Annotated in this window: 13 protein-coding genes; 12 read left to right on the top strand and 1 reads right to left on the bottom strand. The window is 70.6% G+C overall.

The annotated features are described in order from the left end of the window. Nucleotides 1–2: 2 nt before the first annotated feature. The 3 genes from ITJ64_RS13985 to nusB all read left to right on the top strand — a co-directional run bounded on the left by ITJ64_RS13985 (nucleotide 3) and on the right by nusB (nucleotide 1,525). On the top strand, nucleotides 3–437 hold the full coding sequence (locus ITJ64_RS13985; protein WP_194681366.1) for a type II 3-dehydroquinate dehydratase: 435 nt from the start codon (nucleotides 3–5) through the stop codon (nucleotides 435–437). A gap of 107 nt (nucleotides 438–544) precedes the next feature. Then, nucleotides 545–1,105: an elongation factor P gene (gene efp, locus ITJ64_RS13980; RefSeq protein ID WP_173181045.1), complete on the top strand. Its 561-nt coding sequence runs from the start codon at nucleotides 545–547 to the stop codon at nucleotides 1,103–1,105. Between the two features lie 9 nt (nucleotides 1,106–1,114). Further along, on the top strand, nucleotides 1,115–1,525 hold the full coding sequence (gene nusB / locus ITJ64_RS13975; protein WP_194681365.1) for a transcription antitermination factor NusB: 411 nt from the start codon (nucleotides 1,115–1,117) through the stop codon (nucleotides 1,523–1,525). 25 nt (nucleotides 1,526–1,550) lie between these two features. Here the strand turns inward: nusB and ITJ64_RS13970 are convergent, their stop codons facing one another. Further along, nucleotides 1,551–2,684 (bottom strand): hypothetical protein, encoded by a 1,134-nt coding sequence (locus ITJ64_RS13970; RefSeq protein WP_194681364.1) that lies wholly within the window; start codon nucleotides 2,682–2,684, stop codon nucleotides 1,551–1,553. Nucleotides 2,685–2,947: 263 nt separating this feature from the next. Between ITJ64_RS13970 and pyrR the strand changes: the two genes are divergently transcribed. Genes pyrR through rpoZ form a run of 9 tightly spaced genes read left to right on the top strand, consistent with a single transcriptional unit; the run spans nucleotide 2,948 to nucleotide 12,851 of the window. Then, nucleotides 2,948–3,484, top strand: coding sequence for a bifunctional pyr operon transcriptional regulator/uracil phosphoribosyltransferase PyrR (gene pyrR, locus ITJ64_RS13965; protein WP_194681363.1), 537 nt, complete (start codon nucleotides 2,948–2,950; stop codon nucleotides 3,482–3,484). Beyond that, on the top strand, nucleotides 3,481–4,446 hold the full coding sequence (locus ITJ64_RS13960) for an aspartate carbamoyltransferase catalytic subunit (RefSeq protein WP_194681362.1): 966 nt from the start codon (nucleotides 3,481–3,483) through the stop codon (nucleotides 4,444–4,446). The genes pyrR and ITJ64_RS13960 overlap by 4 nt, the downstream gene beginning before the upstream one ends. Continuing rightward, nucleotides 4,443–5,786: a dihydroorotase gene (locus ITJ64_RS13955; protein ID WP_194681361.1), complete on the top strand. Its 1,344-nt coding sequence runs from the start codon at nucleotides 4,443–4,445 to the stop codon at nucleotides 5,784–5,786. The genes ITJ64_RS13960 and ITJ64_RS13955 overlap by 4 nt, the downstream gene beginning before the upstream one ends. After that, nucleotides 5,786–6,319, top strand: coding sequence for a hypothetical protein (locus tag ITJ64_RS13950; protein WP_194681360.1), 534 nt, complete (start codon nucleotides 5,786–5,788; stop codon nucleotides 6,317–6,319). The genes ITJ64_RS13955 and ITJ64_RS13950 overlap by 1 nt, the downstream gene beginning before the upstream one ends. Continuing rightward, nucleotides 6,319–7,497, top strand: coding sequence for a glutamine-hydrolyzing carbamoyl-phosphate synthase small subunit (carA, locus tag ITJ64_RS13945; protein WP_370545270.1), 1,179 nt, complete (start codon nucleotides 6,319–6,321; stop codon nucleotides 7,495–7,497). The genes ITJ64_RS13950 and carA overlap by 1 nt, the downstream gene beginning before the upstream one ends. Then, the gene (carB, locus tag ITJ64_RS13940) at nucleotides 7,497–10,796 is read left to right on the top strand and encodes a carbamoyl-phosphate synthase large subunit (RefSeq protein ID WP_194681359.1); all 3,300 of its coding nucleotides are present in this window, start codon (nucleotides 7,497–7,499) and stop codon (nucleotides 10,794–10,796) included. Before carA ends, carB begins: the two co-directional genes overlap by 1 nt. Continuing rightward, entirely contained in the window at nucleotides 10,793–11,671 is an 879-nt protein-coding gene (gene pyrF / locus ITJ64_RS13935; RefSeq protein ID WP_194681358.1) for an orotidine-5'-phosphate decarboxylase, read from the top strand. The genes carB and pyrF overlap by 4 nt, the downstream gene beginning before the upstream one ends. Further along, nucleotides 11,668–12,582, top strand: a complete 915-nt coding sequence (gene gmk / locus ITJ64_RS13930; RefSeq protein ID WP_194681357.1) for a guanylate kinase — start codon at nucleotides 11,668–11,670, stop codon at nucleotides 12,580–12,582. Before pyrF ends, gmk begins: the two co-directional genes overlap by 4 nt. Before the next feature lie 5 nt (nucleotides 12,583–12,587). Continuing rightward, nucleotides 12,588–12,851 carry a DNA-directed RNA polymerase subunit omega gene (gene rpoZ, locus ITJ64_RS13925; protein ID WP_173181035.1) on the top strand — a complete coding sequence of 88 codons (264 nt, stop codon included), beginning with the start codon at nucleotides 12,588–12,590 and terminating at the stop codon, nucleotides 12,849–12,851. Nucleotides 12,852–12,859 lie beyond the last annotated feature (8 nt).

Raw genomic sequence — 12,859 nt, 5'->3', positions numbered from 1 at the left:
GCATGTCGTCTGTCCTCGTCCTCAACGGGCCGAACCTCGGTCGCCTCGGCAGCCGCGAGCCCGATGTCTACGGGTCGCAGGACCTCGACTCCCTCCGGCGGCTGCTCGAGACCGACGCGGCCGGTCAGCTCTCGATCGACCTCCGGCAGACCAACGACGAGGCCGAGCTGGTGTCGTGGCTGTACGAAGCCGTCGACACGGCGACCCCGGTCATCCTGAACCCCGCCGCGTTCACGCACTACTCGTACGCGCTGCGGGATGCGGCCGCGCTCGTGACGAAGGCGGGGGTGCCGCTGATCGAGGTGCACATCTCGAACCCGCACGCACGGGAGACGTTCCGGCACACGAGTGTGATCTCGGGGATCGCGACCGGGGTGATCGCCGGGTTCGGCTTCGGGTCGTACCGGCTGGCGCTGGCCTCGCTGCTCTGGCACTGACCGCACGGGCCCGAGCGGTCGCTGAGGCGGAACCGGTACACTCTTCGAGGACCTCCGCGACCGACATGCCGGTCGCACCATCTTCTTCGAAACGGATCATCCCCTCCATGGCTTCAACGAACGACATCAAGAACGGCACCGTGCTGGACATCGACGGCCAGCTCTGGAACGTGATCGAGTTCCAGCACGTCAAGCCGGGCAAGGGCGGCGCCTTCGTGCGCACCAAGATCAAGAACGTGCGCACCGGCAAGCTCGTCGACCGCACCTTCAACGCCGGCGCGAAGATCGAGACGGCCAATGTCGACCGTCGCGACTTCCAGTACCTGTACAAGGACGGCGAGGACTTCGTGTTCATGGACACGAGCGACTACGACCAGATCACCATCCCGGGCACGATCGTCGGCGACGCCGCCAACTTCCTGCTCGAGCAGCAGACCGCGACCATCGCGCTCACCGACGGCGAGCCGCTCTACGTCGAGCTCCCCGCCTCGGTCGTGCTCGAGATCACCTACACCGAGCCGGGCCTGCAGGGCGACCGCTCGACCGGCGGCACCAAGCCCGCCACCGTCGAGACCGGCTACCAGATCAACGTCCCGCTGTTCCTCGAGATCGGCACCAAGGTCAAGGTCGACACCCGCACGGGCGACTACCTCGGCCGGGTCAACTAGGCGCCGTCGTTGAGCGCACGCACGAAGGCCCGCAAGCGGGCCCTCGACATCCTCTACGCCGCCGACGTGCGGCAGATCCCGATCGCCGAGGCCCTCGCGGCCGAGGCCGGCCGGGCGGCGACCCAGCCCGACCGGCAGAACTCGTGGCTGTACGCTCGTGAGATCGTCGACGGCGTCACCGACCGCTTCAGCGAGATCGACGAGACCATCGAGAGCTACGCCCAGGGCTGGACGATCGCGCGCATGCCGACGATCGACCGCGCCCTGCTGCGCATCGGCGTCTGGGAGATCCTCTACAACGACGAGGTGCCCGCGGGCGTCGCGATCGCCGAGGCGGTCGAGCTCGCCAAGACGCTCTCGACCGACGACTCGGCCGGCTTCGTGAACGGCGTCCTGGGCAAGGTGGCCCAGGCCGCCTGACCGGCGCTCTCCACCTCGCGAGTGGTCACGTACGGCCCTGAGACTTCGGTCTCGGGGCCTTCTGTGTCCGCCCGATCGCGACGTCGGGCGCTGAGGCGACCACGGGGGAGTACGCCGAGGACTTGCCGAAGAGCGCGATGAGCGCTTCGTCCTGGGCGCCGTCGACGGGGGAGACCAGTCGCACGGCCTCGCTCAAGGTCGATCCGAGGTCGACACCGGCAGCGAGCATCGTGGATCGAGCATCACGGAGACCGTCGGTGATGCGGTCGTCGCGGGCGCCGCGGGCGGACAGCGCGATGAGGGCCAGTGCGAGCTCGAGGTCGGCACGCTGGTGGCGGCGCGCGCTGCGGGCGAGGGCGCTCGACGTCAGCTCGGCCCAGACGTCCTCCACCCGGGGACAGGCGGACAGCAGTCCCCGGACACGGGACCGCTCGGCCGCTCCCAGACGGTGCCGGTAGGACTCGGCCATCGGCAGCGCCAGGGCGATCACGTCGGGCAGCTCGACGGTCGACCCCTCCTCGAGATCCCGGAGCTGTCGCTCCCACCCGCTGATCAGTCGGTCCGACTCAGCGGGATCGAGCTCGGCCGATTGCGGCCGGTACGGGAGCCACGCCCGCCCGAGCGCGGTGAACAGACCGAAGGCTCCCGCCGTCGGGTCGTCGTGTTCGACGGCCAACAGAAGACCGGCGTCGAACACCGCAGCGACGTCGACGCCCTTCGCTTCCAGACGATCGCGCACCGGGAGGATCACTCGGTGGAAGTCCCGGCTCTGAGCGCGGAGGTCATAGATGGCAGTGAGGGCGAGCGCACGGCGAACGTGGGCCTCGTCGCCTGACGCGAGGTAGGCCTCGAACGCGTGGTGGGCGACGCCCGGCCACTGCCACTCCACGTGTGGATGCGCGGTGAGAAGCGCGATGACCCGGCGCCGCCCCGCCGTGTCCAAGTCGGCGTAACCGTCGGCCATCTCGAGCGCGAGCGGCGTCAGCAGCTCCTCGCGCTCCGCCATGGCCGACCTCCAGGCGGCGGAGACCGGTCGGGGTGGCGCGGATCCAGCGTCCATCGCAGCGGGAAGCGGGGCGCCGAACCGCCGCTCGAGTTCCGCGAGGCGCACGCGCCAGGCCTCGACGATGTCGTCGTGCATCGCATCCTCGGAGGGCATATGATGAGCATAGCTCGAGGTTCCGCGGAAGCGAGCCACCACTGAGGTCCGCCCAGTGTCAGTCACATCCGAGAGAGAGAATTTCGTGTCTGCAGAGCTTGATCTCCTTCGGGCGCCTGTGATGTCAGGCCGATCGCGCTGGTCAGCTGCCGGAACGGCTGGCCGCAGTGCGCACGCAGGGACGGTGGCTCCGCTGCTAGGGTGGAGGGGTACACAGGCATCCTTTAAGGCCGTCCGGGAGGCGGGGAAGGAGGTCGGTCGTTATGGCACGTACCGTGCTGCAGCAGGCTGACATAGCCCGGGCGTTGACTCGGATCTCGCACGAGATCCTCGAGTCCAACCGGGGAGCGGACGATCTGGTGATCCTCGGGATCCCGACGCGCGGAGTGCTGCTCGCCGAGCGCATCGGCGCGCTGATCGGCGGCATCGAACCCGGCAGCGACCCGGCCGGCATGGTCGGCGCGCTCGACATCACGATGTACCGCGACGACCTGTCGAAGCACCCGACTCGCACGCCGCAGCCGACTCAGGTCCCCCGGCAGGGCATCGACGGCAAGACGGTCGTGCTCGTCGACGACGTGCTGTACTCCGGCCGCACCATCCGGGCCGCGCTCGACGCGCTCAACGACCTCGGCCGTCCCCGCGCCGTGCGCCTCGCGGTGCTGGTCGACCGGGGCCACCGCGACCTGCCGATCCGCGCCGACTTCGTGGGCAAGAACCTGCCGACGTCCCGGGCCGAGCGCATCAACGTGCGCCTCGCCGGGCTCGATGCCACCGAGGAGGTGACGATCGAGGGATGAGACACCTCCTCTCCACCAAGGACCTCAGCCGCGACGAGGCCGTGCGCATCCTCGACATCGCCGAGGACATGGCCGACGTGCAGAACCGCGAGGTCAAGAAGCTGCCGACCCTCCGCGGCAAGACGGTCGTGAACCTCTTCTTCGAGGACTCCACGCGCACCCGCATCTCGTTCGAGGCCGCCGCCAAGCGGCTCTCGGCCGACGTGATCAACTTCTCGGCGAAGGGCTCCAGCGTCTCCAAGGGCGAGAGCCTGAAGGACACCGCGCAGACTCTGGCCGCGATGGGCGCCGACGGCGTCGTCATCCGCCACCACGCCTCGGGCGCGCCCCAGGTGCTGGCGCAGAGCGACTGGATCGACGCGGGCGTCGTGAACGCGGGCGACGGCACGCACGAGCATCCGACCCAGGCCCTGCTCGACGCCTTCACGATGCGCCGCCGCCTGCACGGCGACGCGAGCCGCGGCAAGGCCCTCGACGGCGTGCGCGTCGTCATCGTCGGCGACATCCTGCACTCCCGCGTCGCGCGCTCGAACCTCTGGCTGCTCGAGACCCTCGGGGCCGAGCTCACCTTCGTCGCGCCCGCCACCCTGGTGCCCGTCGGCGCCGAGACCTGGCCCGCCGCGGTGGGCTTCGACCTCGACGCGACGCTCGCCGCCGTGCGCCCCGACGTGCTGATGATGCTGCGCATCCAGAGCGAGCGGATGAACGCCGCCTACTTCCCCAACGCTCGCGAGTACGCGCGGCAGTGGGGCCTCGACGACGAGCGGATGGCGACCTTGCGCCCGGATACGATTGTGATGCACCCCGGACCGATGAACCGCGGCCTCGAGATCTCGTCGGGCGCGGCCGATTCCGCGCAGTCGACCGTGCTCGAGCAGGTCGCGAACGGGGTGTCCATCCGGATGGCAGTGCTCTATCTGCTGCTCTCCGGCGAGCGAGGCGAGCGAGAGGCCCTGAGTTGAGCGAGCAGAGCTACCTGCTGAAGGGCGCGACCCTGCCGAACGGTGCCGGCGCCGACATCCTGATCGAGGGCGGCCGCATCGTGTCGACCGGGGCCGCCGCGGGCCGAGCCGCCACGGCCGCCGCCACGGTCGTCGACGCCGCGGGCCTCGTGGCCCTGCCGGGTCTCGTCGACCTGCACACCCACCTCCGCGAGCCGGGCTTCGAGCAGAGCGAGACCGTGCTCACGGGCACCCGCGCCGCCGCGGCCGGCGGCTTCACCGCCGTGTTCGCCATGGCCAACACGCTCCCCGTCTCCGATACCGCGGGCGTCGTGGAGCAGGTGCAGGCCCTCGGCCGCGCCGCCGGCTACGCGACCGTGCGCCCGATCGGCGCCGTCACCGTGGGTCTCGGCGGCGAGCGCCTCAGCGAGATCGGCGCGATGGCCCAGTCTCGCGCCGGCGTGCGGGTCTTCTCCGACGACGGCACGTGCGTCCACGACTCCCTGCTCATGCGCCGCGCGCTGGAGTACGTGAAGACCTTCGACGGTGTGATCGCCCAGCACGCCCAGGACCCTCGGCTGACCGAGAACGCCCAGATGAACGAGGGCGCCCTGAGCAGCGAGCTGGGCCTGAAGGGCTGGCCCGCCGTCGCTGAGGAGTCGATCATCGCCCGCGACGTGCTGCTCGCCGAGCACGTCGGCGCCCGCCTACACATCTGCCACCTCTCCACCGCCGGCTCGGTCGACGTGATCCGCTGGGCGAAGGCCCGGGGCATCCCGGTCACCGCCGAGGCGACCCCGCACCACCTGCTGCTCACCGAGGAGCTCATCCGCAGCTACGACGCGCGCTACAAGGTGAACCCGCCGCTCCGCCGCGACGAGGACGTGCAGGCGCTCCGCGAGGCCGTCGCCGACGGCACGATCGACATCATCGCCACCGACCACGCCCCGCACCCGCGCGAGGCGAAGGAGTGCGAGTGGGACGCGGCGGCCTTCGGCATGGTCGGCCTCGAGTCGGCCCTGCCCGTGGTGCAGACCGCGCTCGTCGACACCGGGCTGCTCGACTGGGCCGACGTCGCCCGCGTGCTCTCGCAGGCGCCCGCGGCGATCGGCCGGCTCGAGGGGCACTCGCACGACTTCGAGGACGGCGCGCCCGCGAACCTCACCCTCGTCGACCCCGCCGCCTCGAGCGTCTTCGACCTCGAGCGCCTGCACGGCCGCAGCCAGAACTCGCCCTACCTCGGCGCCACCCTCGCGGGCAGCGTGCGCTGGACCTTCCACGAGGGCTTCGCGACCCTCCGCGACGGCGAGCTCGCACCCGTCTGGGAAGCGGCCGACGCCGCCGAAGCGGCGGTGCGCTGATGGAGCGGCTCGTCCCCGGCGTGCTCGTCACACTCTTCGCCGCGCTCGTGCTCGGCGCCATGGTGTGGGCCTGGCGCGCGAGGCGCCGCCGCCAGTCGGCGTTCGGCCGGGCGACGGATGCTCCGGCCGAGGCCGCGCGCGGCCGGGAGCTCGCCCGGGCATCCGTTCTCTACGTCGCCACCACCGCGGCGGGCGACCCGCTGAACCGCCTGACCATCCCGGGGCTCGCCTTCCGCGGACGCGGCGTGCTGACGGTGCTCGAGAACGGCCTGTCGCTCGTCGTCCCCGGCGAGCCCGAGACCTTCATCGCCCGCGAGCGCCTGCGCTCGGTGGGCACCTCCACCTGGACCATCGACCGCGTCGTCGAGCCCGGCGGGCTCGTGCGCATCGACTGGACCTACGACTCCACCACCGGCCCGGCCGAGGTCGAGAGCTACGTCCGCGCCACCGACCTCGGTGACGCCGGCCGGCTGATCGACGCCGCCGGCGCCATCATCCCGAACAACACCCCTCAGGGAGGAACCTCGTCGTGATCACAACCGAACCCGCCGTGCTCGTGCTGGAAGACGGTCGGCGCTACGAGGGCCGTGCCTACGGAGCCCGCGGACGCACCCTCGGCGAGGCGGTCTTCGCCACCGGCATGACCGGCTACCAGGAGACGCTGACCGACCCCTCCTACGCCGGTCAGATCGTCATGCAGACCGCGCCGCACATCGGCAACACGGGCGTCAACGACACCGACAAGGAGTCGGCGAAGATCTGGGTCGCCGGCTACGTCGTGCGCGACCCCTCCCGGGTCGTGTCGAACTTCCGCGCGCAGCGGAGCCTGGACGACGACCTCGTGACCGACGGGGTGGTGGGCATCTCGGGCATCGACACCCGCGCCGTGACCCGCCACATCCGCAGCGCCGGCGCCATGCGCGCGGGCATCTTCTCGGGCGCCGAGTACGAGCTGTCGGCCACCGAGCAGCTCGGCGCCGTGCGCGCCGGTGCCGAGATGGCCGGGCAGAAGCTCTCGAGCGTCGTGTCGACCCGTGAGCGCTACCAGGTGCCCGCCGTCGGCGAGCGCATCGGCTCGGTCGCCGTGCTCGACCTGGGCGTCAAGACCTCCACGCTGAACTACCTCGCCGAGCGCGGGCTCGACGTCGAGGTGCTGCCCGAGTCGGTCACCGTCGACGAGGTGCTCGAGATCGCTCCGGATGCCCTCTTCTACAGCAATGGCCCGGGCGACCCCGAGGCCTCCGAGAGCCATGTCGAGCTGCTCCGCGACGTGCTGAAGAGCGGCGTGCCCTACTTCGGCATCTGCTTCGGCAACCAGCTGCTCGGACGGGCGCTCGGGTTCGGCACCTACAAGCTGCCCTTCGGCCACCGCGGCATCAACCAGCCCGTGCTCGACAAGCTCACCGGCCGTGTCGAGATCACCAGCCAGAACCACGGCTTCGCCGTCGACGCGCCCCGCGAGGGCGTCGTCGACTCGCCCGCCGGCTTCGGCCGGGTCGAGGTGAGCCACGTCAGCCTGAACGACGACGTGGTCGAGGGCATCCGCTGCCTCGACATCGACGCCTTCTCGGTGCAGTACCACCCCGAGGCGGCCGCCGGCCCGCACGACTCCATGTACCTGTTCGACCGCTTCCGCGAGATGGTGCTCGCGCGCCGCGAGTCGCCGGCCGGCCAGCTCCCCACCGCTTCCTCCGAAGGAGACCACGAGTAATGCCACGCAGAGACGACATCCAGAGCGTTCTGGTCATCGGCTCCGGCCCGATCGTCATCGGTCAGGCCGTCGAGTTCGACTACTCGGGAACGCAGGCCTGCCGCGTGCTCCGCGAGGAGGGCGTGCGCGTCATCCTGGTGAACTCGAACCCGGCCACGATCATGACCGACCCCGACTTCGCCGACGCCACCTACGTCGAGCCGATCACCTGGAAGGTCATCGAGACCATCATCGCCAAGGAGAAGCCCGACGCGATCCTGCCGACCCTCGGCGGCCAGACGGCGCTGAACGCGGCCATCCAGCTGCACGAGCACGGCATCCTCGAGAAGTACGACGTCGAGCTGATCGGCGCGAACTTCGAGGCGATCAACAAGGGCGAAGACCGGCAGATCTTCAAGCAGCTCGTGATCGACGCGGGCGCCGAGGTGGCCCGCTCGTACATCGCGCACACCGTCGAGGAGGCCGTCGGCTACGCCGAAGACCTGGGCTACCCCCTCGTCGTCCGCCCCTCCTTCACCATGGGCGGGCTCGGCTCGGGCTTCGCCTACACCGAGGAGGAGCTGCGCCGCATCGTCGGCGACGGCCTGCACCAGAGCCCCACCACCGAGGTGCTCCTGGAGGAGTCCATCCTCGGCTGGAAGGAGTACGAGCTCGAGCTCATGCGCGACACCGCCGACAACACGGTCGTCGTCTGCTCGATCGAGAACGTCGACCCGGTCGGTGTGCACACGGGCGACTCGATCACGGTGGCCCCCGCGCTGACCCTGACCGACCGCGAGTACCAGAAGCTCCGCGACATCGGCATCGACATCATCCGCGCCGTGGGCGTCGACACCGGCGGCTGCAACATCCAGTTCGCCGTCGACCCCTCCAACGGCCGCATCATCGTGATCGAGATGAACCCGCGCGTGTCGCGCTCGTCGGCGCTCGCCTCGAAGGCCACCGGCTTCCCGATCGCGAAGATCGCCGCGAAGCTCGCCATCGGCTACCGGCTCGACGAGATCCCGAACGACATCACCAAGGTGACCCCCGCGTCGTTCGAGCCGACGCTCGACTACGTGGTCGTCAAGGTGCCCCGCTTCGCGTTCGAGAAGTTCCCGGCCGCCGACCCCACCCTCACCACGACCATGAAGTCGGTGGGCGAGGCCATGGCGATCGGCCGCAACTTCACGCAGGCGCTGCAGAAGTCGCTGCGCTCGCTCGAGAAGCGCGGCTCGTCGTTCCACTGGGACGGGGAGCCCGGCGACAAGGACGAGCTGCTCGCGATCGCGGCGGTGCCGACCGACGGCCGCATCGTCACGGTGCAGCAGGCCCTCCGGGCCGGCGCGAGCATCGAGGAGGCCTTCGAGGCCACCAAGATCGACCCCTGGTTCCTCGACCAGATCGTGCTGATCAACGAGGTCGCCGACGCGATCAGGGCCTCCGAGAACGCCGACCACGCCATGTTCACGCTCGCCAAGGAGCACGGCTTCTCGGATGCCCAGATCGCCTCGCTCCGCGGCTTCGGCGAGAAGGACGTGCGTGAGGTGCGCCACATCCTCGGCATCCGCCCGGTCTACAAGACGGTCGACACCTGCGCGGGGGAGTTCCCGGCGCTCACGCCGTACCACTACTCCAGCTACGACCTCGAGACCGAGGTCGAGCCGTCGGACGCCCGCAAGGTCGTCATCCTGGGCTCCGGCCCGAACCGCATCGGTCAGGGAGTCGAGCTCGACTACTCCTGCGTGCACGCCTCGTTCGCCCTGCACGACGCCGGGTACGAGACGATCATGATCAACTGCAACCCCGAGACGGTCTCCACCGACTACGACACGAGCGACCGGCTCTACTTCGAGCCGCTCACCCTCGAGGACGTGCTGGAGGTCATCCACGCGGAGTCGCAGTCGGGCGAGCTGGTCGGTGTCGTCGTGCAGCTCGGCGGGCAGACCGCCCTGGGCCTCGCGAAGGGGCTGAAGGAGGCCGGCGTGCCGATCCTCGGCACCACCCCCGAGGCCATCGACCTCGCCGAGGAGCGCGGGCTGTTCTCGGGCATCCTCGACGCCGCGGGCATCCTGGCACCCAAGAACGGCACGGCCGTCGACTACGAGACGGCCGTCGCGGTCGCCGAGGAGATCGGCTTCCCCGTGCTGGTGCGCCCGAGCTACGTGCTCGGCGGCCGCGGCATGGAGATCGTCTACGACACCCCGTCGCTCGCGGACTACTTCGAGCGGATCGCCGGGCAGGGCATGGTCGGCACGGCCAACCCGCTGCTGGTCGACCGCTTCCTCGACGACGCGATCGAGATCGACGTCGACGCCCTCTACGACGGCCACGAGCTCTACATCGGCGGCATCATGGAGCACCTCGAGGAGGCCGGCGTGCACTCGGGCGACTCGAGCTGCTCGCTGCCGCCCGTGACCCTCGGCCGCTCGCAGATCGACGCCGTGCGCGACGCCACCCTCGCCATCGCGCAGGGCATCGGCGTGCAGGGCCTGCTGAACGTGCAGTTCGCGATCGGTGCCGGCATCCTCTACGTGCTCGAGGCCAACCCGCGCGCCTCCCGCACCGTGCCGTTCGTGTCGAAGGCGCTGGGCATCCCGCTCGCGAAGGCCGCGTCGCGCCTCATGGTCGGCGTCACCATCGCCGAGCTGAAGGCCGAGGGCATGCTGCCCGTCGATGACGGCTCGCGGGTGCCGCTCGACTCGCCGGTCGCCGTGAAGGAGGCCGTGCTGCCCTTCAAGCGCTTCCGCACCAAGGAGGGCCTGATCGTCGACTCGGTGCTCGGCCCGGAGATGCGCTCGACCGGTGAGGTGATGGGGATCGACCGCGACTTCCCCCGTGCCTTCGCCAAGAGCCAGGAGGCCGCGTACGGTGGCATGCCCCTGTCGGGCACGGTGTTCGTCTCGGTGTCCGACCGCGACAAGCGCGCGATCGTGCTGCCGGTGCTGCGCCTGCAGCAGCTCGGCTTCGAGATCCTGGCCACCAGCGGCACGGCCGAGGTGCTGAACCGCAACGGCATCCACGCCGGCATCGTGGGCAAGTACTCCGAGAACGTCGGCGGCGACGGCACCGAGCCTGTCGAGACGATCGTCGACCTGATCAACGCCGACAAGGTCGACATCGTGATCAACACGCCCTCCGGCCGGTCGGCCCGCGTCGACGGCTACGAGATCCGTGCCGCCGCCGTCGCGGCCGACAAGCCGCTGTTCACGACCATCGCCCAGCTGGGCGCGGCCGTGGCCTCCTTCGACGCGTTGAAGGACGGCTTCGAGGTGACCTCGCTGCAGGAGTACGCCATCGCCCGGAACGCCCGCCGGTGAGCGGCGCTCCCTTCGGCGCCCGCCTCGACGGCGCGTTCGCGGCGCACGGCCACCTGTGCGTCGGCATCGACCCGCACCCCTACCTCCTTGCGGAGTGGGGGCTCGGGCGCGATGCCGCCGGCGTCCGCGACTTCGGCCTGCGGGTCGTCGAGGCGGCCGCCGGCCGGGTGGGCATCGTGAAGCCGCAGGTGGCGTTCTTCGAGTCGTTCGGCTCGGCGGGCTTCGCCGTCCTCGAGGACGTGCTGGCCGCGGCCCGCGCGGCAGGGCTGCTGGTGATCGGCGACGCCAAGCGCGGCGACATCGGCTCGACCAACGACGGCTACGCGGCGGCCTGGCTGACCGCGGGCTCCCCGCTCGAGGTCGACGCCCTGACCGTCACGGCCTACACCGGCGTCGGAGCCCTCTCCGGGCTGCTCGACACCGCCGAGGCGGCCGGCAAGGGGGCCTTCGTGCTCAGCGCGACCTCGAACCCCGAGGCGCGCATCCTGCAGACGGCGACGACGGATGCGGGCGAGAACCCCGGCCGCACCGTCGCGCGACTCGTCGCCGACGAGGTCGCCGCCCGCAACACCGACCGCACCCGCCTCGGCGACCACGGTCTGGTGCTCGGCGCCACCCAGCGCCTCGAGGACTACGGCTTCACGAGCGACGCCGGCCGCACCCTCTCGACCACACCGGTGCTCGCGCCGGGCTTCGGTTTCCAGGGGGCGGCGTTCTCGTCGATCCCCGCGGTCTTCGGGCAGCTGGCGCCGAACGTCGTCGTCAGCGTGTCCCGCTCGGTGCTCGCCCTGGGCTCCGCCAGTCCCGCCGGGGCCGCCGGCCTCGCCGAGGCGATCGAACGCGAGAGCGCCGCTCTCGGGGAGGTGCTGCGATGAATCCGCCCGACGTCGACCGGGTCGCCGCCAGCCGTGCCGCCGTCGCGGCACGCCGTGCCCGCGCATCCGTCAAGCGCGCCGTGACCGAGCGCCGGCTGAGCGCCGTCGCCGTGCTCGAGACCGCCCTCGGCAGCACCGAGAGCATCGAGGCCGGCATGCGCGTGCGTGACCTGCTGATGGCCATCCCGGGCCTCGGGCCGGTGCGCATCGAACGCGTGATGGAGTCGCTCGGCATCGCGACGTCGAAGCGCCTGTCCGGGCTCGGCGTGCACCAGCAGCAGCGGCTCCGGGAGTACCTCGAGCGCCGGGCGCCCAAGGTCGCCGCCACCGGCGACAGCCGGCTCGTCGTTCTGGCCGGCCCCACCGCCGTCGGCAAGGGCACGGTGTCGACGTACATCCGCGAGAACTTCCCCGAGGTGCACCTCTCGGTCTCGGCCACCACGCGGGCGCCGCGCCCGGGCGAGGTCGAGGGCGTCAGCTACTACTTCGTCTCCGACGAGGAGTTCGACCGGATGATCGAGGCGGGGGAGTTCCTCGAGTGGGCCGTGGTGCACAACAAGTCGCGCTACGGCACGCCCCGCACCCCGATCGACCGCGCCCTCGCGGCCGGTACGAGCGTGCTGCTCGAGATCGACATCCAGGGCGCGCGCCAGGTGAAGGCGGCCGAACCGAGCGCCACGCTCGTGTTCCTGCTGCCTCCGACCTGGGACGAACTGGTGCGCCGGCTGATCGGTCGCGGCACCGAGACGCTCGAGGAGCAGGAGCGCCGGCTGACCACCGCGAAGGTGGAACTGGCGGCCCAGGACGAGTTCGACTTCCGCGTCGTGAACCGCGATGTGCAGGCCGCGGCGGCGGAGGTCGTAGAATTGATGCAGATTCAGAAGGCGACTGACCTTCCCAGCAAGGAGTGAACACCGTGCCCACCAACAAACTCGGCATCATCGACCCGCCCATCGACGAGCTGCTCTCGAAGGTCGACTCGAAGTACGCCCTGGTGATCTTCGCCTCCAAGCGCGCTCGCCAGATCAACGACTACTACGCCGACCTGCACGAGGGAAGCCTGTTCGACAACGTCGGCCCGCTGGTCGACTCGACCATCGACGACAAGCCGCTCTCCGTCGCCATGCACGAGATCAACGAGGACAAGCTGACGATCCGCCCCGCGGCGCCCATCGAGTAGCACCTCCG

Source organism: Herbiconiux sp. VKM Ac-1786 (assembly GCF_015350805.1).
In the GTDB taxonomy this organism is placed as follows: Bacteria; Actinomycetota; Actinomycetes; order Actinomycetales; family Microbacteriaceae; genus Herbiconiux.
This window is presented reverse-complemented; position numbering and strand designations above follow the sequence as displayed.